This is a genomic window from Croceicoccus mobilis (assembly GCF_001661965.1).
Taxonomy (GTDB): Bacteria; Pseudomonadota; Alphaproteobacteria; order Sphingomonadales; family Sphingomonadaceae; genus Croceicoccus; species Croceicoccus mobilis.
Window position 1 is genome coordinate 33383 of sequence record NZ_LYWZ01000031.1, and the last position, 18984, is coordinate 52366.

Genomic DNA, 18984 nt, shown 5'->3' on the forward strand with positions numbered 1-18984 from the left:
GCTGGCTCGGTCACATTTATAGACCAATCTCCTTTGTAATGCCGATCCGTAGATTTCCTACTGCCCTGCGGGCAACCCGCCTTACCGCAATAGCAAAATTTGTTCCTGTTTTGTTCTAACGTATCATCGGTCGAATCAAGTTAAACACGATCACCGATTTGTCTCGCCACGGCTATGATGTGAAAGTGACTGGCGAGGCCTGCGGGAACACTGGCATGATCCGCCGAATTATCTCTAGGATCATTGTCCATCCCGCCCGGATCGAACTCGTGATCCAACCTGCAGGGCTTCTCGAGATGCTGGGGCTTGATGTCGATGGCCACATGCCTACTGTCATTACACATAAGGCAGCGGCCGGCCTGGCCCGGACAGGTCTTGCGGTCCAGTTGGTGCAGCATAACGGACTGGCCGCCAAGGGGAATCGGCGCGTACAGTCCCATTGCGACATGCTCACAATCTCGTGGGTGCGCCCAAAGCCCCTCGTTTCGCGCCAGTTGCAAATACAACTAATTGGGCGACAAATGACGAAAGCTGCGTTTATCGCAATTTTTCCGAATGCGCTCCCTGCCGTGAAGAACCGATCAGGGCCGTCAGCCATGTTCTCCGGATGCGTATCGGCCAATTGTGTACCTCCTCGATTGCCAGAATGTGAGAAGGCACATCTGATCAATAGGCAGAACGGCGGCATGTTCGGTCCTCTTTGCGGACAGATCGTCGGCTTTCCTGACCAACAGTCCAAGAGACAGCACGCCCACGACAGATCGCTTTCTCGCGATTTGCCGGAATACTTCGAAACGTATCTTTTCGCCGCTCGTTGGAGTCATGTGGCTTCCGTCCTGACAAAAAGCTTCGAGGACGAAGCTGACAAGGAGAGAGGGAATGGAAATGCGACATCTCAAGACAGTAGCGCATGTAGCGGGCCTGGCTGGTATCGCGTCGGTCACAAGCGGCATATTCATCGGCAACGGCTGACCCCGATCCGGGGGGCGAGGCAAGACTCGCCTCTATGCTGGAGGGTCGGATCGCCGGGGAGCCCAAGAGCTGTATCCCGGCGTCTTTGAACGATCGCATGAAGATCATTGATCGAACCGCCATCGTGTACGACGCTGGCAGAACGATTTACGTCGCTCGTCCCGAGAACCCGCAATCGCTTGATAATGACGATATTCTCGTGATCAACAAATATGGCGGCCAGATCTGCAAACAGGACATCATTCACACGGTCGATCGCTCTCTCGGCTTCACGACCGGCGTGGTGTTCTTGGGAGATTTCGTACCCTACACCCGCCAGGGCGACTGAACTGGGCAATTGCGGTGAGGCACATGACATGCGCCGCCTTTGTCGAAACAGGCCACGACCAGTGCGTGCTCTTTTCCACCTGGACAGACCGCACCGATCTGTTGCCGGGCGCGGAGTGAACAATCGTGAACAGCTGACAGGCGTATTCGTAAGATAGGAGAGGAGAAGGTCATGCGCTACAGGGTTATGTGTTACGACGCGCAGTGCCGATTAACCGAACGAGTTTTGTCAGGCTCGCTTGTGGAAGCACAGATACAGGCAAGGATGAGCATCGGCGACGACCGGTTCGATCATGTCGATCTGATCAACGCAAGCGGCAGCGTTATATTGATGCATCGCAGGCACTGACAGCGTGAACAATTCACCGCAGAGGTCCGATTTCATGGCGGCTTTCCAACCTAGGTTAAGGTCATCTGCCAACTGCCGCGCCAAGTGCCGACGATCATCAACTGGCACTGGGCCGATACGTGTATACCGTTATTTTTCGGATGGAATTTCATCAGTATATCGTGAACGCGAAGACATTGGACGAAGCCAAGGGCATCGCGCTCGACGGCCTCAGGATCGGCCGTTTCCACAAGGCGCAGATCCTCAACGAGGAGGGCGTGTTGAAACTGGAATTTTCGGGCAGGAGAGCATCGAGACTTCCGAAGGTTTGAAAGATTACCAGTGGAAACGAGCATGACAATGACCATCGACCATGCGCTGGGTCGCAAGCTTGAGCGCTTCGCTCGTCTTTCCGAAGAAGATCACAGGGCGCTGCGGCGTTTGCGCGAAGCCCCCTTGCGCGAGGTGGAGCCGCGCGCCGATCTTATCGCCGAGGGTGACGAACCTGCGGTCGTGCGACTGTCTGAATCGGGCTGGGCCTGCCGTTACAAGCATCTGCCCAATGGTCGGCGGCAGATCGTCGGGCTATTCGTCCCCGGCGATTTCTGCGATCTGAACGTATATATATTGCGGCACCTCGATCATTCGATCGGAGCGATTTCGAAAGTACGATATTACGCCTTGCCCCCGCACATGATCGAGGAACTCGTTCACGATCGTCCGCGCATCGGCAAGGCATTACTCTGGAACGAGCTGGTGCAGGCGTCGATCCAGCGCGAATGGCTCCTTACCCTTGGCCAGCGCAATGCACGCGAACGCCTGGCCAACCTGTTCGTGGAGATGTTCCACAGGGTGCGTTCAATCGGGCTGGCCGGCGACGGAAAATTCGAATTTCCCCTCACCCAGACCGACCTCGCCGATACCACCGGCATGACGCCTGTTCACACCAACCGCACGATCCAGGAATTGAGACAGGAAGGCCTGATCGACATGGATCGGCGCCATCTGGGAATCTGCGATCTTGCGGCACTGTCGCGTCTTGCAATGTTCAATGCCGGCTATCTACATCTCGACCGTGAAGGCGAAACGCTCGACGCTGCGAATTGATGGCAAGCGGGCCAACCAAGCAACGTTTTGTCCGACAATTCTCCCTTTTCGACCTAGGCAATTTTATGTCTGCTTCCGGGAGACCGACTGGGGAGCCCTGATGACCGAAACCGGGCGCAAAGCTGCCATCAGTTGACAGCGAGCAGCAGCTCTCTGTTTCAAACTTGGCGACGTAACCGCAGTTTTATGTGCCGGTATCGGCAGGTCGAAAATCAAAGACTTCAGACAGTTATTGCGATCGTATCGCAAAACGGGATTAATCAAAAACCGCAGAAGTCCGCCAAAAATCCCGACTTTTGATGGAAAGTCTTTTTTGTCAAAAACGGCGAACTGGAAAGACTTTATTGTATTTGGAAAGACTTTATTGTCTCACAACAGTCTCACAACAAGAAAAAGCCGAGTTTAGCGGATCACTCCACGGTAACGCTCTTGGCAAGGTTCCTGGGCTGATCGACATCCGTACCCTTGGCGCAGGCCACGTGATAGGCCAGCAGTTGCACCGGAACGGCATAGACCAGCGGTGCGATCAGCGGATGCACCTTGGGCATCTCGATCGTCGCCATGCAACCCTCGCCCGCTTCGGCAATTCCCTCGGCGTCGCTGATAAGCACGATCTTGCCGCCGCGCGCACGAACCTCCTGCATGTTGGAGACGGTCTTTTCGAACAAGGGGCCTGACGGGGCCAGCACCACAACTGGGACGTGATCGTCGATCAATGCGATGGGGCCGTGCTTCATCTCGCCGCTGGCATAGCCTTCGGCGTGAATATAGCTGATCTCTTTCAGCTTGAGCGCGCCTTCCATCGCCAGCGGATAATCCGGTCCGCGTCCCAGATAGAGCACGTCGCGCGCCGGTGCGATCAGATGCGCCATCTGCGCGATGTCATCGTCGTGGTCGAGTGCTGCGTTAAGGCACGCCGGAGCCTCCAGCAAATGATCGACGATCGCGCGCTCTTCGTCTTTTGACAGGCGGCCCTTCTTAACCGCGAAATGCGCGGCCAAGGCCGCCAGAACGGCAAGCTGGCAGGTAAACGCCTTGGTCGAGGCGACGCCGATTTCAGGGCCTGCATGGGTGGGGAGCAGCAGGTCAGCTTCGCGCGCCATGGAGCTGGTGGGCACGTTCACGACCACCGCGATGGTCTGCCCCGCTTCCTTGCAATGGCGCAGCGCGGCAAGCGTGTCCGCCGTTTCGCCCGATTGCGAGATGAAGAGCGCCAAACCGCCCGGCTCCAGCACCGGGTCGCGGTAGCGGAATTCGGATGCCACATCGATGTCGACAGGCACGCGGGCGAACATCTCGAACCAGTATTTCGCGACCATGCCGGCATAGAAGCTGGTGCCGCAGGCGACGATGGTGACGCGGTTGATGCTGGTGATGTCGAAATCGATCTGCGGCAGGGCGACCGTGCGTTCAAGCTGGCGGACATAGCTGCGCAGGGTTTGCGCCACGACCGTCGGCTGCTCGAAGATCTCCTTCTGCATGAAGTGGCGGTAATTGCCCTTTTCGATCGCCGCCGCGCTTGCGCCCGATTTGGTGACGGCGCGTTCGACTTCATTGCCATCGACATCGAAGATCGTCGCGCCCTCACGGGTGATGATCACCCAGTCGCCTTCCTCAAGGTATGAGATATCCTGCGTCAGCGGGGCGAGCGCCAGCGCGTCGGACCCGAGATAGGTTTCGCCCTCCCCGTAACCCACGACCAGCGGCGACCCCAGCCGCGCGCCGATCAGCATGTCCGGGTCCTGCCGGAACGCGATGGCCAGCGCGAAGGCGCCGCGCAGGCGCGGCAGCACGGTGCGCACAGCCTCTGCGGGTGACTTGCCTTCTTCGATATGGCGGGAAAGCATCTGCACGACGACCTCGGTATCGGTCTCGCTCTCGAACTTGCGGCCCAGCGCGAGGAGTTCATCGCGCAAGGGCTTGAAGTTCTCGATGATGCCATTGTGCACCAGAGCGACTTCGCCGGTGGCGTGGGGGTGCGCGTTCTGTTCGGTCGGCGCGCCATGGGTGGCCCAGCGGGTATGCGCGATGCCGACTTCGCCCGGCGCGGGATGCTCGGCCACTTCGCGGGTCAGGTTCGCCAGCTTGCCCTCCGCCCGGCGGCGGACCAGCTGTCCGCCCGACAATGTGCAGATCCCGGCGCTGTCATAGCCCCTGTATTCCATGCGCTTGAGGCCATCGACCAGCCGATCCGCCACAGGCTCGCGTCCGACGATCCCGATTATACCGCACATAGTATTCTATTCCCTCCGCCCGCGGTTCAGTGCGGGAATTTGGTATCGACGAAATGGCGCGTGAATTCGCGCGGGTCGGGCGGCGTGCCGCCATTGGCTTCCATGAACTTCATCGCGCCCTTGTCCCACACTTCGCGGATCGCGCCCTGCATGCCTGCAGGGAAGTTCATGCGCTGCTCGACAATGCTCTTCCAGCTGCCCTGCAGCCCATAGGCCTTGTGCAGTTGCGGCTCTATCGCGGTCAGCGCCTTTTCGGCATCTTCGTGCATACAGCCGGTGGCCGACAGCACATAGCTGTCGAGCAGGCGCAGGAAGGGTTTGCCCTTGTAGCGCGGATCTTCGCTCACTTGCCTGCCTTCCGCTTCTTCATCGTGTCGTGGAAACGATCGGCCCAGCCGGGCTTCACGAACTGTTCTCCGCGGACCAGCCGCAATTCGCCATCCGAAACATCGCGCGTGACCGCGCTGCCGGCTGCAACAATGGCATCGGCCCCGATCTTCACCGGCGCGATCAGCGAGGAATTGGAGCCGATAAAGGCCCGCTCCCCGATCACGGTCTGGTGTTTGAAATAGCCGTCATAATTGCAGGTGATGGTGCCCGCGCCGATATTCGCGCCCGCGCCGACCGTGGCATCGCCCAGATAGGTGAGGTGATTTGCCTTGGCACCTTCGCCCAGCGTGGCTTTCTTCATCTCGACGAAATTGCCGACCTTGGCGTTCTTCTCCATCACCGCGCCAGGTCGCAGGCGGGCATAGGGGCCGACTTCGCAGCCTTCGCCCACGCTTGCCCCTTCCAGATGGCTGAAGGCGCGGATGGTCGCGCCAGTCGCGACTTCCACACCGGGGCCAAAAACGACATTGGGTTCGATCACCACGTCCTCGGCCAGCTTCGTGTCCCAGCTGAAGAACACGGTTTCGGGCGCGCGCAGCGTGACGCCCGCGTCCATCGCCTCGGCGCGCTTGAACTGCTGCCACTGGCTTTCCGCATCGGCAAGCTCGGCGCGGGAATTGATGCCCGTGACCTCGGCCTGGTCCGCGGTTTCGACCACGGCGCATGGCTGGCCATCGGCGGTCGACAGATTGACGATGTCGGGCAGGTAATATTCGCCCTGCGCATTATCGTTGCCAACCCGGTCCAGCAGCGCGAACAGCACATCGGCACGCACCGCCATCACACCCGAATTGCACAGGTTGCAGGCGCGCTCTTCCTCGCTCGCGTCCTTGTGCTCAACCATCTTGGCGATGGTGCCATTGTCGTCGGCGATGATGCGGCCATAGCTTCGCGTGTCGTCGGGGCGGAAACCCAGCACCACGGCAGCGGGATTATCGCTTTCATGGAGCCGTTCACGCATGGCGCGCATGGTGGCGGATCGCAGGAACGGAACGTCGCCGTAAAGGATCAGCACCTCGCCATGAAACCCGCTCAGCGCCTCACGCGCCTGCAGCACGGCGTGGCCGGTGCCCAGCTGCTTGTCCTGCAGCGCGAATTCGGCGCGTGATGCCAGCGCCTCTTCCACCTGTTCGCGCAGATCGCCAGTGATGACAATCATGCGGGCGGGTTCCAGCTCCTGCGCCGAAGCGACGAGATGTTCGATCATCGGCCTGCCGCCGATGGGGTGCAGCACCTTGTGCAGCGCGCTTTTCATGCGGGTGCCCTTGCCTGCGGCAAGAACGATAACGGCAAGCTGGGAATCTGGGGTCTGGGTCAAGGTCGTCCCGTCTGTTGTGTCTTTGGCGGTATATGCTGACCGGCTTGCCAGCAAATTGTTGCGGTTTCCATATGTGGCGGGCATGCGCTCACAGCAATGACTGAACGCACTAACCCTGAAATTCGTTTCCCGCTGCGCTTTCGCGCCATCGGCTTCGACCTCGATGGCACGCTGCTGGATACCGCGCCCGATATCGCGGCGGCCCTGAACCATGCCTTGCAGGTCGGGGGCCGGCCGCCCCTGCCCTATGACGGAGTGCGCGGCCTGATCGGCGGCGGGGCGAAAAAGTTGCTGGCCCGGGCCTTGGCTGGCAGCGCTGGCGAAAGGGTCGACCCTGAACTGCTCGAACCGCTCTATGCCGAACTGCTGGCGCATTACCGTGCCAATATATCGGTCAACACGCGCGCGTTTGACGGGATGGAGCGCGCGCTCGACCGGCTGGCGGGCGAAGGCATCGCGCTGGGCGTTGCGACCAACAAGCTGGAGGGCCTTGCCCGCCACCTGCTGGAGGAGATGGGGCTGGCGGACCGTTTTGCCGTCATCGTCGGCGGCGACACGCTGGGGACCGAGCGGGCCAAGCCGAAACCCGACATGCTGCATCACCTCGTCGAAAAATGCGGCGGCGGCCCCGCGGCATTCGTCGGCGACAGCGCCTTTGACATCAACGCGGCCAAGGCGGCGGGCATGCCCAGCATCGCGGTCAGCTTCGGCTATCCCGGCATGGCGGTTGAGGATCTGGGCGCGGACCGGCTGATCGACCATTACGACGCGCTGATCCCGGCACTGGCGGAATTGTAAATCCCTCGCTAGGCTGCATTTTCATGGCGAGGGACATCGGTTCGGGGGAACCGACGCCGGAACGGGGGCAGCATGTATAGCGAAGACGATCTCAATTCGGCGGTCGCCGCCGGGGCGTTGAGCCGGGAGGCGGCGCAGGGACTGCGCGATCACGTGGCGCATCTGCGCGGCATGCCGCGTGGGAGCGAGGAGAATTTCCGCCTCCTCAACAGCTTCAACGACATCTTCGTCACCATCGCAGCCGTGTTGCTGCTGGTCGCCGTGGGCAGCATCGGCAATGCCGTCTATCTGCCGCTTGCCGCCGTGGCGGTGGGCGCGCTGTCATGGGCGCTGAGCGAATATTTCGCGCTCAAACGCCGCATGGCCCTCCCCTCCATCGTGCTCGCCATCGCTTTTATCGGGTCCTGCGCGCTGCTGCTTCCGCTGATCGGGGCAGAGCTGGTTTCAGGCGATAACCGCGACTGGTTCCTGATCCCGGCGGGGCCGATTGCGGCCATCGCCGCCTTTGCCCATTGGCGGCGCTTTCGCGTTCCCATCACGATTGCCGCCGGCACGGCTGCCTTGGTCGGCATGGCGGTCGCCAGCCTGCTTTCGGTGATAGAGGTCGTGCTGGGCCCGCTGGCCGCAACCTCGGTCCCGCCGGTGGTACTTGTCTGCGGCATCTGCGTCTTTGCCTTTGCCATGTATTGGGACGCGCAGGATCCCGCCCGGCTGACGCGCCGCAGCGATGTCGCATTCTGGCTGCACCTGCTGGCTGCGCCGATGATCATCCACCCGCTGTTCTCTTTCTATGGCGTATTTTCCGCAACGGGAATGGACACCATCGGCGCAGCCGCGATCATCGCGACCTATGTAGTGATGGGATTGGTCGCGCTGGCAATCGACAGGCGCGCCCTGCTGGTCTCGGCACTCGCCTATGTGCTCTATGCGCTGGGTCAGCTGGTAGAAGCGTTCGGCGCGATCGAAGGTGGCGTTTCGATCACGACACTGGTGATCGGCTCGGCGCTGCTGATGCTCTCGACATTCTGGGCGAAACTTCGCGCCTCGCTCTTGCCTCTATTGCCTGCCGAACTTCGGGAAAAGCTGCCGCCGCTTCACGCAGAGCCGCTCCCGGCCCCGGTGGCGGCCTAGTCGTCGACCACTTTCAGCAAACGGCGTTCGAGGATGGAGAGAACGCCGGCCAGTTCGTGCCCGCGTTTAAGCACCTGCCCCGCTTCGCCGAACAGGGTCCACATGCCCTGTTTGCCGCGCAAGGCGGGGCGTTTTTCGATTAGCACCTGCGGACGTTCTGCCGCGCGGCGAAATGCCGAGAAACTGGCGGCATCGCGCCCGAAATCCATCGCGTAATCGCGCCACTGACCGGCAGCGACCATGCGGCCATACAGGTCTAGGATGCGGTTGAGTTCCAAGCGGTCGAAACCGATCTGGCTCGCACCCGAACGGGGAAGCGGAACGATATTGCTCATGCAGCGCCCCGGTGCAGGGGCGACCTGTCAGCCACGATCATCCGTTGCCCACCTCATCGCGGCGATCTTCGCGATTGGCGATCGGTTCGGGCTCCGGCGCGGTGCGTTCGGGCATCGTCAGCGGTCCATGCCCCTCGGCGGCGCGCAGGCGGTCGATCTCCGCCTTCAATGTCGCGATCTGCTCTTCCAGCTCGTCAACGCGCGGCATCACCGGTTCGCACGGGTCCTTGCACGGGGTGCCATAGGGCATGAACTGCCTCTGATACGTCTCCGCCGCGACCAGCGTGGAGCGGGCCTTCTGCCCGATCATGGTCGCGCCTTCGGGCACATCCTCGATCACCACCGCCGCAGCGCCGATGCGCGCGCGCTTGCCGATGGTGACAGGGCCGATGATCTGCGCGCCCGAACCCACGATCACACCATCCAGCAAGGTCGGGTGACGCTTGCCCGGAACGCCATTGGTCGGATTGGTGCCGCCCAGTGTCACGCATTGGTAGATCGTGACATTGTCGCCGATCTCCGCCGTTTCGCCGATGACGGAAAAGCCGTGGTCGATAAAGAAGTTCTTCCCGATCTGCGCGCCGGGATGAATGTCGATGCTGGTCAGAAAGCGCGCAAAATGATTCACGAAACGCGCGGCAAAGAACAATCCGCCGCCATAAAGCCAGTGCGCGATACGGTGCATGCCCAGTGCCAGCACACCGGGATAGAGCAGGACTTCCCAGCGCGAACGCGGCGATGGATCGCGCTCCACCACGGAATCGAGATATTCGATAAGCCGTTCAAACATGCCTGCATTCTCGCACTTGCAGGGCCCTGCCGCAAGCAGGGCCGGATTTCCGGTCCGGTAACCGCCGGTTCGCAGCGATTACAAAAGCTCTTCCTGCTCTCCTGCCGGGCCGCCTCCCAGCACAATTTCCAGCGCTTCGCGCCAGATGGCGAGCGTTGCCGGAACCTTGCGTTCCAGCGTGATGCGGTCGATTTCGGCGACCAGTGCCTCGACCCCGGCGAAACTGCGCGGGGTGCGGGGAACCAGATAGGTGGTGGCCCCGTCCGCCAATACAAGCCCGCGCGCCTCTGCATGCGCCTCGATCAGTCCTGCCAGCATGTCATCATCGGGCGTATCGATGCGAAGATTGAGTGCAGGCCCCAGCCGCGAACGCAGATCGGGCAGGGTGATTTTCCAGCCATCGGGCACCGGCGGCCCCACGATCAGCAGCGGGCGGCGCGTTTCCTGCGCGCGGTTCCAGCGGTGGAAGATCGCATCCTCCTGCCACCCTTGCGCATCGTCGATCACATCGCCGAGACCGCTGTTTTCGAACCAGCGCGCGATCAGCGACTTGCCTGAGCGCGGCTCTCCCCAAAGCAGGGCGGTGCGAAACGGCCAGTCCTGCGCATGGCGGCAGGCTTCGAACACGCCCTCGTTCGGTTGGCCGACAATGATGCGCATGACATCGGCCCGCTGCTTCAGCGGCAGCGGGATCTGGCCTGCAAAGGGTGATTTTCCGGCTTTTCCAGACATGACGGCTGCGGTCTTAGCGCGAAAACCCCGTTATCGGGAAATCCGCAATGCGTCGCTGCCCTGCTGCACGGTCCAGCCGCGCGCCCGCAGCGCCGCGGCCAACGTATCCAGATCACCTGCAAAGCCGACCTGCAGCACCGAAGTTCCGCCGATCGCAAGGCTGCCCACGGTCGTGCCCGAAACGCCGGGCGTGCCGTTGATCGTCTGCAGCGCATTATCCAGCGCCGCCGGATCGGGCGTCGCCACCTGCACCGTATAGCGCGCCGCCGTCGCGGGCGGCGGGGGTGCGGTAGCGGGCTGTTCTGCCGGCGTATCGACCATCTCGGTCGTGGGGGCGGGCGTCTCCGCCTCTTCCGGAGCGAGTTCGCGGGTCAGCGCCTCGATCAGTGCGGGATCGATCGATTCCTCTTCGACATCCAGCGTATCGTCGATGCGAAGCGTGCCATCGGCCAGCGCGGCGGAATAGATCTCGTCGACCCGCTTGACCGCCTTTTCCAGCATGGCGGGCAGTTCGGCATCATTGGCCGCCGTCATCGTGAAGCTGTCGATATAGTTATTGTCGGGGCCATGGCGCACGGTGAAGGTTCCCTTCACCGGACCGCCCGGCCATTGCCGCTCCAGCCTTGCCACCGGGATCAGCACATCGGCAGCGCCGAATTCATCGAGGATCGTGCGCCACCAGCTGCGGCTGCGGCGCGACGCCTGCCCCGCGTTCAGCAACAGCGATTCGCCGCCCGCGCCATAGGGGCGCACGTAATCGATCGGGCTGGCGCTGGTGCGGAACTGCGCCCAGGCGCGCTGCCAAGGAGTGCGCATTTCATACAATTGCGCGACGCCGCCCGAATAGGTGACGGGCAGCACGAGCATGGGCGCGGACCGCGTCATTTCCCCGGTCTCGCCGAACAGGGCCCCTGCCCGCGCGCGGTCAAAGATCACGCCCAGCGTCGCGACATAGCGGCGCGGGCCGATTTCCTCGCGCTCCACCGCGACGGCGGTGACAAGCTCGGCAATGCGCGAATCGGGGATCTCGGGCGCCTTGGCTCCGCCATGGGTGCGCGAATAGAGGATCTCCCACGCCTTCCTCTGCGCTTGCCGCCAGCCGTTCGATCGCGCCTCGATCGCATCGTCGCCGGTGGCGACGACGGAAATACCATCGACCTCAAAATCGCCGGTGCTGGCGATGGGGGCAATGCCGCGATCGCCCTCCACCTGCGCCCACACGGCCCAGCCCGCCAGACCCGCGCAGGCCAGCGCGCTGCCCAGAATCACGGGGCGCAGCACTTCGGCGCGCAGCCATGCAGGGCGCGCAGCGACGGATAGAGGGGAAGAACGCACGGTCATCGCGGATGCTTTTGGGTGCCGGTCAGTCGCGCGGCAAGGTCGGATAAGCACTCATGCCCGCTTCTTTGCCCAAATGGGCGTGGAAATCCAAGCGCGAAAGCGATAGGCGCTTTGCCTTTCACGGCTGCCCGGCGCATCGGGTGCACGACCCGCCCGGAAAAGGAATACGGATTCGCCATGACCGACACCCCCGAAAACGAGACACCCAAGAGCTACAGCTATGAGCAGGCGGGCGTTTCGATCGCGGCAGGCAATGCGCTGGTAAAGGCGATCGGCCCGCTGGCGAAATCCACCGCCCGCCCCGGCGCGACCAGTGAGCTGGGCGGTTTCGGCGGTTTCTTCGACCCCAAGGCGGCCGGATACGACGATCCGCTGCTGGTCGCGGCGAACGACGGCGTGGGGACAAAGGTCAAGCTTGCCATCGATTTCGACCGGCATGACCATATCGGCATCGACCTCGTCGCCATGTGCGTGAACGACTTGATCGTGCAGGGGGCCGAACCGCTCTTCTTCCTCGACTATTTCGCGACCGGCAAGCTGGAGAACGGCGTTGCGACCCGCGTGGTCGCCGGGATTGCGGAGGGGTGCAAGATGGCAGGCTGCGCGCTGATCGGGGGCGAGACGGCAGAGATGCCGGGCATGTATGCGGCGGGCGATTACGACCTTGCCGGGTTCTGCGTTGGCGCGGTGGAGCGCGGCGAGCAGCTGACAGGCGAGGCCGTGGCAGAGGGCGACGTGCTCCTTGGCCTTGCCAGTTCGGGCGTGCATTCCAACGGCTATTCGCTGGTGCGCCGCCTTGCCGCGGACAAGGAGTGGAAGCTTGATCGCCCCGCCCTGTTCGATCACGAACAGCTTTTGATCGACGCGCTGATCGCGCCGACGAAGATCTATGTGAAGAGCCTGCTGGAGCCGATCCGTGCCGGGCGCATTCACGCGCTGGCGCATATAACCGGCGGCGGTCTTCTCGAAAACGTGCCGCGCGTTCTGCCCGAGGGACTGCACGCCCATATCGACGCGGGCGCATGGGAACAGCCGCGCCTGATGGCCTTCCTGCAGGCGCAGGGCAATATCGAACCCGAGGAAATGGCGCGCACCTTCAACTGCGGCATCGGCATGGTACTGGCGGTATCGCCGGATGAGGCGGTGCAGCTGGCCGTCGATCTTGAGGAAGCGGGTGAGGAAGTCACCGTGATTGGCGAAATCCGAGCTGGCACGCGCGGCTGCACGGTTTCGGGCGACGCGGGCGAATGGTCTGCGCGCGCCGACTGGAGCGCGACACACGAGGGGTGAGCGGCAGCCGCCCGGCAATTAGGGCGAGCATTGCGCAGCAAGCGGAGTCCAAATTCGCCAAAAGCGGCGCTTCGGCTGGCGGACGCAAGGGCGCTAAGCCCGCAGCGATCCGTTCAACGTGACAGCCGCGGCTTTGCCGTGGCTGCGGCGGGTTTGGGGTGTTTGGATTATGACGCTAAGGGCGGGGACATCGTGAAAAACAGACTTTGCACTTTAAGCCTTGCGGTTCGCCCATAGCTGGAAGCCTAGAGAGAACCCGCTAGCCAAAACAACGACCGCCATTAAATAAAGGCCCCAGTCCGTCGTAGCATGAGATAGTTGGCTCGCCATGATGACCGCCAGAAAACCGGCGACGCATAAAGTGATTGCGGGAAGAAAGTAGGCGAGGCGATCGCTGGCATACATTTCGTCCCATGCCATCGCAGGACCCTCGGAGTTGGTCGCTGTAGGAGTAAATGCCTTCAGCAAGTCTCCGCAACTTAGGCCAAGTATGAAGAGCATGAAGCCCTTGAACCATTCCTCGCCTAGAAGCTGAGACGAGAGCACATAGCCGAGTGCGATTGCCGCTATCGGCAATAGTTGCTCCAACCACTTTTTGAAACCGAATGCGTTTTTCATTCAGCAATTAAAACCGGATTGCACCGTAACTGCAACGGCTCGCAGCCAAAACCCCAAAAAACCGCCGAAAACCTAAACCAGCTCCCGAACCCCGCGCGCCACGCTTGCGATCATGTCGGCCCAGCGCGCCTGTCCGCCTTCGTCGCGGATCAGGTCGTTCCTCACCTCGATGGCAAGATAGGGGCGGCCATGGGCTTCGGCGTGGCGGTTCATCGTCGCGTTCAAAAGCTTGCCCGAATAGGGTTCGTTGTCGCCCACCGTCAGCCCATATTCCTGAAACAGGCGGATCGCGTGGCGGGCCGCTTCGCCCTGCTCGTTATAGAGGAGGCCGACTTCCCATGGGCGCTGCTCGTCTGGATTATCGGCCAGCTGCGGGGTAAAGCTGTGGAGCGAGACGATCAGCCCCGGCTGCGCCGCATCGAGCCATGCCGCCATCGCATCGTGATAGGGGCGATAGAAGCGCTCCAGCCGCCATTCGCGGTCTGCGCCCAGATTGCCGGGGATCAGCACGCCATCGCTGTCCTGCGGGATCAGCTTGGCGTGGTCCTCCTCGCGGTGGAGGTCGACGACGAGACGGCTGACGGCAGCGAGATGCGCGGGGATCGCGTGGCGCCGCGCCATGCGCTCGGCAATGGCGGCAACGCCGATGTCCCAGCCGATGTGGTCATTGAGCTGATCCTGCGTGACGCCCAGCGGGATGTCTTCGGGCACGAAGTTGGAGGCATGGTCGGATACCAGCACGATGCCGCCGGGAACCGGCTCACCGATCTGGCGGAAATTGGGGTCGTTCACGATTTTCAAAGCAGTTTTCCTGTCATCTGCCACCATTCGGGGTGGCTTGCGGCGATCTCGGCAGCGGCGGCGTCGCGCTGATCCTCGCCATCATAGATTGCAAAGCACGAGGCGCCCGATCCCGACATGCGGGCAAGCCATGGGCGCGTGCCCTTGAGCGCGCCGATCACGCCCGCGATTTCGGGGACGAGCGTGCGGGCGCCCGCCTCCATGTCATTGCGTCCGGCGACCGCCTGTTCGCGAACCGACCCCTTGGGCAAGGGGCCGCGGTCGATGCCGTTCCACGCCTTGAACACCGGGCCGGTGGAGAGCGGCTTCCGGGGATTGACCAGCAGCACCGACATGCCGGTGAGGTCGCTTTCGACCACGGTAAGGTCCGTGCCCGTGCCGGTGCCGACGCAGGTCTGCGAAATGACGCAGGCGGGCACGTCCGCGCCCAGCTTCGCCGCCCTTTCGCGCCAGTCATCGGGCCAGCCATAAGTCTCGCAGATCAGGCGAATGAGCGCGCCCGCATCGGCGCTCCCCCCGCCCAGCCCCGCCGCGACGGGCAGGTTCTTTTCCAGCGTGACGTGCCAGCCGTCAGGACCATTGGCACCCGGGCGGGGAAACGCGTTCAGCGCGGCGGCGAGGATATTGTCCCCCACCGGCGCGCCCGCCAAAGCGCCCGCGAACTCGCCGACGACCTCGATCCGGTCCTCGGCCTGTCCGGTCTTTACCGACAGCAGATCGCCTGCATCGACAAAGGCGAACACGGTTTCCAGATCGTGATACCCGTCCTTCCGCCTGCGGCGCAGGTGAAGGGCAAGATTGATCTTGGCATAGGCGATGGCTTTCAAGCCGTTACCTCCGTTCGCAGGGGTGTTCAGTCCCTGTCATATCGGGATTGAACGGCTTTCGTGCCACCCCCCTTGCCAGATTACCGATAACTCACGCCTCATTCGCGTCGGTCACGCGCATGGCCAGCATGGCAAGGATGAAATAGCCGATGGTGCAGGTAACTGCGGCAAAGAAGAAGCTGGACCGCATGATCACCAGCGCCTCTGCCGTGGGGGACGAAAAGCTCATCTGCACGGCAAGGCCGATCATCGACAGCAGCATGACCACCGCGCCCAGCAGCAGCCATTTGGCGATGCGGGCGGTGTGTTCGTTCGAGGGATCTTCCTCCTCGTCCTCGGCCTGCTGCTGCGCGTTTGCGTCGCGTTTACGCTCGAACTTGATCAGCGCGGCTTCGCGTTCGGCCTGGTGCGCCTCGTCCTTGGGCCAGTTGTCGCGCGCGCCCATCATCGCGGCCAGCGCGGGATAAAGCAGCAGGCTCAACGCATATTCGGGCAGGAAGATATAATAGAAGCTGATCCATTCGGTCACCACCATCGTGGCGGCAAAGGCCAGCGCCACGCCCCATGTGAGGAGGGCGGCGGGATTGAGGCTCTTATCGTGATAGCGCGACCAGTATCGGGTCAGGCCGATGCGCGGCAGCAGGTAATGTTCGGCGATCACAATCGCGCCGATGGGGCACAAGAGGATCGCGCCATAAACGGTGAGCGGCATGACCGAGCGCGCGACGAAGGGGAAGCAGGCCGCGATCACGATCACCACGCCCACGCCCGCCGTGACCTTCTGCCGCGACATGTTCGGAATAAGCGTCGCGGCCGCCAGACCTGCGCGATAGAGGCACGCATTCGCGGTCGTCCACCCGGCGCAGATCACGACGAGAATGCCGATATAGCCCAAGGTGCCCCATGCGACGTCGGCCGAATCCATCGCGGTCAGCGACTTGCCCACCATGATCGCCGCGCCCGCGCCCATAAGCCCCGCCGAGATCCAGCCGACATAATGGCCAAGGAACATGCCGACAGAGGAAAACACGCCGTAATATTTTTTCTTCGCAAAGCGGAAGATCGCCATGTCGATCAGGCCCAGATGCACCATCGCGCCATTCGCCCATGCAAAGGCGGCGACTTCCCAGACCGATATGCCCGGTTCGCCATCCAGCGTCGTGCCGGTCCAGATCGCCTCCCTTGCGGCGGCGAGGAACCCATCGAAATTGCCAAAGCCCGCCTCGCCTGTCACTTCAAGGGCGATGGCAGGGAGTGCCACCGCCGCTCCGCAGATGAAGCAGGTCAGCATCCATGGCGCGCAGATCGTGGCGAAATTGGCCATCGCCTCGAACCCGCGCGATGCGACCGCGACCACCACCGCGCCGAGCACCAGCGTGGCCACGATGAACAGCACCGATGTCGGATACCACGCCAGCTGCACCGGCAACCCCAGCGCGAACCGCAGCGCATAGGACGACACGGTGATCATCGCGGCGGCCAGCGAACCGTAGAACAGCAGGATCGCGAGATTGTAGATCTTGGTGAAGACCGGCCCCGCGATCTGTTCGAGATAGGTGAAGAGCGAACGACGCGTCTTCACCGCGATCGGGGTGGTGACGATAGTCCAGCTGAGCACCGCCATGAAATTGCCGATCAACAGGCCGACCAGCAGGTTCATCGTGTCGACACCCATGGTGACAAAGGTCACGCCGATGACGAATTCGGTGGCAGCGATATGTTCGCCCCCGAACAGCCCCGCGAAATAGCGCCATTCGCGAACGTGCCGGGCCGCAGGCGGAATCGCGCCTGCCAGATGACGCTTATGCGGGGGCTGCCCGCTATGCTGGGCGGGACCGGCGCCGGGAGCGGCTGCCCCGGGCGCTATGGTGTCGGATGATGTGGCGGTCATGAATTTCCGGGAAGCGGGGGATTTGGGGGAATGACACTTATGCAGAATTAGAAAAACGCTGCAACCGCACATACCCCAAGGGCCAGCCCCGGCTCCCGGAAGGACGCACTTACATATTAGGGTAGTTCGGCCCGCCGCCGCCTTCGGGCGTGACCCAGTTGATGTTCTGCGTCGGATCCTTGATGTCGCAGGTCTTGCAGTGGACGCAGTTCTGCGCGTTGATCACGAATTTGGGCTCTGCGCCCTCTTCGTCGAGACCGGTATATTCATACACCCCCGCCGGGCAGTAACGCGCCGCAGGCCCGGCATAGACCGGCAGGTTGATCTTCAGCGGAACATCCGGGTCCTTGAGCTGAAGGTGGCAGGGCTGATCTTCCTCATGATTGGTGTTCGACAGGAACACGCTGGAAAGACGGTCGAAGCTGATCACGCCATCGGGCTTGGGATACTGGATCGGCTTGAACAGATCGGCGCGCATCGTCTGATCGCAGTCGCGGTGGTGCTTCATGGTGATCGGCAGGCCGATCTTCAGCGTGCGCATCCACATGTCCGCGCCCGCGATCACCGTGCCCAGCGCGCCGCCGAACTTGGCGACGGCGGGTTCGGCGTTCTTCACTTTCTTCAGTTCATCCGCGATCCAGCTCGAACGCAATGTCGTCTCGTAATCGACGACCTCGTCGCCCGCGCGCTGGGCGCCGATGGCCTCGGCCACGGCTTCGGCCGCGAGCATGCCCGATTTCATCGCGGTATGGCTGCCCTTGATGCGGGGCACATTGACGAAGCCCGCGCTGCATCCGATCAGCGCGCCGCCGGGGAAGGTGAGTTTCGGCACCGATTGCCAGCCGCCTTCGTTAATGACGCGCGCGCCATAGGAAACGCGCTTCCCGCCTTCGAGGATCGAGCGGATTTCAGGATGCTGCTTCCAGCGCTGGAATTCCTCGAACGGGAACAGATACGGGTTGGCGTAATCCAGCGCGACCACGAAGCCCAAGGCCACCTGCCCGTTGGCCTGGTGATAGAGGAAGCCGCCGCCCCACGCATCGTTTTCGCTAAGCGGCCAGCCCTGTGTGTGGAGAACGCGGCCCGGCACGTGCTTGGCGGGATCGATGTCCCACAATTCCTTCATGCCAAGGCCATAGACCTGCGGTTCGCAATTCGCCTCAAGGTCGAACTTCGCCTTCAGCTGCTTGGTCAGCGACCCGCGCGCGCCTTCGGCAAACAGCGTGTATTTGCCGTGCAGTTCCATGCCGGGCTGGTAATCGGCCTTGTGGCTGCCATCGGCGGCCACGCCCATGTCGCCGGTCGCCACGCCCTTGACCGAACCGTCATCGTTATAAAGCACCTCGGCCGCCGGGAAGCCGGGGAAGATTTCCACGCCCAACCCCTCGGCCTTTTCCGCGAGCCAGCGGCACAGGCTGCCCAGCGAACCGGTGTAATTGCCATCGTTCGACATGAAGGGCGGCATCGCCAGATGCGGCATCGCGAACTTGCCCTTGGCCGACAGCGTCCAGTGCCAGTTATCCGTCACCGGGGTCTCGGCCATCGGGCAATCGTCATCGCGCCAGTCGGGCAGCAGTTCGTCCAGCGCCTTGGGATCGACCACCGCGCCCGACAGGATATGCGCGCCGATCTCCGAACCCTTCTCAAGCACGCAGACCTCAAGATCCGCATTCACCTGCTTCAACCGGATCGCGGCGCCCAATCCCGCAACGCCGCCACCGACGATGACGACATCATAAGGCATGGATTCGCGT

19 protein-coding genes are annotated in these 18984 nt (G+C 62.4%); 6 read left to right on the top strand and 13 right to left on the bottom strand.

Annotation, left to right across the window (positions count from 1 at the left end):
• The first annotated feature begins 1069 nt into the window (after positions 1 to 1069).
• Positions 1070 to 1300 carry a hypothetical protein gene (locus A9D13_RS21215; protein WP_229665577.1) on the top strand — a complete coding sequence of 77 codons (231 nt, stop codon included), beginning with the start codon at positions 1070 to 1072 and terminating at the stop codon, positions 1298 to 1300.
• Between the two features lie 228 nt (positions 1301 to 1528).
• On the opposite strand, the gene A9D13_RS20750 is transcribed toward A9D13_RS21215, so the two are convergent.
• Positions 1529 to 1684, bottom strand: a complete 156-nt coding sequence (locus A9D13_RS20750; protein WP_156522211.1) for a hypothetical protein — start codon at positions 1682 to 1684, stop codon at positions 1529 to 1531.
• Positions 1685 to 1788: 104 nt separating this feature from the next.
• On the opposite strand from A9D13_RS20750, the gene A9D13_RS20755 reads away from it, so the two are divergent.
• Entirely contained in the window at positions 1789 to 1959 is a 171-nt protein-coding gene (locus A9D13_RS20755) for a hypothetical protein (RefSeq protein ID WP_156522212.1), read from the top strand.
• 22 nt (positions 1960 to 1981) lie between these two features.
• Positions 1982 to 2734 (top strand): Crp/Fnr family transcriptional regulator, encoded by a 753-nt coding sequence (locus A9D13_RS19760; protein WP_216635523.1) that lies wholly within the window; start codon positions 1982 to 1984, stop codon positions 2732 to 2734.
• A 410-nt stretch (positions 2735 to 3144) separates the two neighbouring features.
• On the opposite strand, the gene glmS is transcribed toward A9D13_RS19760, so the two are convergent.
• The 3 genes from glmS to glmU are packed head-to-tail and all read right to left on the bottom strand — an operon-like array spanning position 3145 to position 6676.
• The gene (glmS, locus tag A9D13_RS19765) at positions 3145 to 4968 is read right to left on the bottom strand and encodes a glutamine--fructose-6-phosphate transaminase (isomerizing) (protein ID WP_066778024.1); all 1824 of its coding nucleotides are present in this window, start codon (positions 4966 to 4968) and stop codon (positions 3145 to 3147) included.
• A gap of 26 nt (positions 4969 to 4994) precedes the next feature.
• Positions 4995 to 5315 carry a hypothetical protein gene (locus tag A9D13_RS19770; protein ID WP_066778027.1) on the bottom strand — a complete coding sequence of 107 codons (321 nt, stop codon included), beginning with the start codon at positions 5313 to 5315 and terminating at the stop codon, positions 4995 to 4997.
• Positions 5312 to 6676: a bifunctional UDP-N-acetylglucosamine diphosphorylase/glucosamine-1-phosphate N-acetyltransferase GlmU gene (glmU, locus tag A9D13_RS19775; protein WP_268235858.1), complete on the bottom strand. Its 1365-nt coding sequence runs from the start codon at positions 6674 to 6676 to the stop codon at positions 5312 to 5314. The genes A9D13_RS19770 and glmU overlap by 4 nt, the downstream gene beginning before the upstream one ends.
• Positions 6677 to 6772: 96 nt before the next feature.
• On the opposite strand from glmU, the gene gph reads away from it, so the two are divergent.
• Positions 6773 to 7474, top strand: coding sequence for a phosphoglycolate phosphatase (gph, locus tag A9D13_RS19780; RefSeq protein ID WP_066778029.1), 702 nt, complete (start codon positions 6773 to 6775; stop codon positions 7472 to 7474).
• Between the two features lie 72 nt (positions 7475 to 7546).
• Positions 7547 to 8605: a hypothetical protein gene (locus A9D13_RS19785; RefSeq protein ID WP_066778032.1), complete on the top strand. Its 1059-nt coding sequence runs from the start codon at positions 7547 to 7549 to the stop codon at positions 8603 to 8605.
• Here A9D13_RS19785 and A9D13_RS19790 read toward each other — a convergent pair.
• The 4 genes from A9D13_RS19790 to A9D13_RS19805 form a co-directional block, all read right to left on the bottom strand.
• A complete protein-coding gene (locus A9D13_RS19790; protein ID WP_066778035.1) occupies positions 8602 to 8940 on the bottom strand; it encodes a DUF2794 domain-containing protein in 339 nt (112 codons plus the stop codon). The two genes, A9D13_RS19785 and A9D13_RS19790, sit on opposite strands and share 4 nt — an antisense overlap.
• A gap of 37 nt (positions 8941 to 8977) precedes the next feature.
• Positions 8978 to 9730, bottom strand: coding sequence for a serine O-acetyltransferase EpsC (gene epsC, locus A9D13_RS19795; RefSeq protein WP_082922593.1), 753 nt, complete (start codon positions 9728 to 9730; stop codon positions 8978 to 8980).
• A gap of 78 nt (positions 9731 to 9808) precedes the next feature.
• Entirely contained in the window at positions 9809 to 10462 is a 654-nt protein-coding gene (locus A9D13_RS19800) for a hypothetical protein (protein WP_066778037.1), read from the bottom strand.
• Between the two features lie 30 nt (positions 10463 to 10492).
• Positions 10493 to 11803, bottom strand: a complete 1311-nt coding sequence (locus tag A9D13_RS19805) for a heavy-metal-associated domain-containing protein (RefSeq protein WP_229665578.1) — start codon at positions 11801 to 11803, stop codon at positions 10493 to 10495.
• 177 nt (positions 11804 to 11980) lie between these two features.
• On the opposite strand from A9D13_RS19805, the gene purM reads away from it, so the two are divergent.
• On the top strand, positions 11981 to 13093 hold the full coding sequence (gene purM, locus A9D13_RS19810; RefSeq protein WP_066778062.1) for a phosphoribosylformylglycinamidine cyclo-ligase: 1113 nt from the start codon (positions 11981 to 11983) through the stop codon (positions 13091 to 13093).
• Between the two features lie 213 nt (positions 13094 to 13306).
• On the opposite strand, the gene A9D13_RS19815 is transcribed toward purM, so the two are convergent.
• The 5 genes from A9D13_RS19815 to A9D13_RS19835 all read right to left on the bottom strand — a co-directional run.
• Positions 13307 to 13711 carry a hypothetical protein gene (locus A9D13_RS19815; protein WP_066778044.1) on the bottom strand — a complete coding sequence of 135 codons (405 nt, stop codon included), beginning with the start codon at positions 13709 to 13711 and terminating at the stop codon, positions 13307 to 13309.
• A gap of 72 nt (positions 13712 to 13783) precedes the next feature.
• A complete protein-coding gene (locus tag A9D13_RS19820; protein WP_308420427.1) occupies positions 13784 to 14503 on the bottom strand; it encodes an N-formylglutamate amidohydrolase in 720 nt (239 codons plus the stop codon).
• 5 nt (positions 14504 to 14508) lie between these two features.
• Positions 14509 to 15339 (bottom strand): 4-(cytidine 5'-diphospho)-2-C-methyl-D-erythritol kinase, encoded by an 831-nt coding sequence (locus tag A9D13_RS19825; RefSeq protein ID WP_066778051.1) that lies wholly within the window; start codon positions 15337 to 15339, stop codon positions 14509 to 14511.
• 91 nt (positions 15340 to 15430) lie between these two features.
• Positions 15431 to 17230: a purine-cytosine permease family protein gene (locus A9D13_RS19830; protein WP_082922594.1), complete on the bottom strand. Its 1800-nt coding sequence runs from the start codon at positions 17228 to 17230 to the stop codon at positions 15431 to 15433.
• 109 nt (positions 17231 to 17339) lie between these two features.
• Positions 17340 to 18984, bottom strand: a 1645-nt coding sequence (locus A9D13_RS19835; protein WP_244884880.1) for an electron transfer flavoprotein-ubiquinone oxidoreductase, incomplete at its 5' end; no start/stop codon positions are given.

Bases quoted from the DNA above. Each gene is read 5' to 3' on its own strand.
- A9D13_RS21215 (WP_229665577.1), top strand. From the start codon at position 1,070: ATGAAGATCATTGATCGAACCGCCATCGTGTACGACGCTGGCAGAACG.
- A9D13_RS20750 (WP_156522211.1), bottom strand. From the start codon at position 1,684: ATGAAATCGGACCTCTGCGGTGAATTGTTCACGCTGTCAGTGCCTGCG.
- A9D13_RS20755 (WP_156522212.1), top strand. From the start codon at position 1,789: ATGGAATTTCATCAGTATATCGTGAACGCGAAGACATTGGACGAAGCC.
- A9D13_RS19760 (WP_216635523.1), top strand. From the start codon at position 1,982: ATGACAATGACCATCGACCATGCGCTGGGTCGCAAGCTTGAGCGCTTC.
- glmS (WP_066778024.1), bottom strand. From the start codon at position 4,968: ATGTGCGGTATAATCGGGATCGTCGGACGCGAGCCTGTGGCGGATCGG.
- gph (WP_066778029.1), top strand. From the start codon at position 6,773: ATGACTGAACGCACTAACCCTGAAATTCGTTTCCCGCTGCGCTTTCGC.
- A9D13_RS19785 (WP_066778032.1), top strand. From the start codon at position 7,547: ATGTATAGCGAAGACGATCTCAATTCGGCGGTCGCCGCCGGGGCGTTG.
- A9D13_RS19790 (WP_066778035.1), bottom strand. From the start codon at position 8,940: ATGAGCAATATCGTTCCGCTTCCCCGTTCGGGTGCGAGCCAGATCGGT.
- epsC (WP_082922593.1), bottom strand. From the start codon at position 9,730: ATGTTTGAACGGCTTATCGAATATCTCGATTCCGTGGTGGAGCGCGAT.
- A9D13_RS19800 (WP_066778037.1), bottom strand. From the start codon at position 10,462: ATGTCTGGAAAAGCCGGAAAATCACCCTTTGCAGGCCAGATCCCGCTG.
- A9D13_RS19805 (WP_229665578.1), bottom strand. From the start codon at position 11,803: ATGACCGTGCGTTCTTCCCCTCTATCCGTCGCTGCGCGCCCTGCATGG.
- purM (WP_066778062.1), top strand. From the start codon at position 11,981: ATGACCGACACCCCCGAAAACGAGACACCCAAGAGCTACAGCTATGAG.
- A9D13_RS19815 (WP_066778044.1), bottom strand. From the start codon at position 13,711: ATGAAAAACGCATTCGGTTTCAAAAAGTGGTTGGAGCAACTATTGCCG.
- A9D13_RS19830 (WP_082922594.1), bottom strand. From the start codon at position 17,230: ATGACCGCCACATCATCCGACACCATAGCGCCCGGGGCAGCCGCTCCC.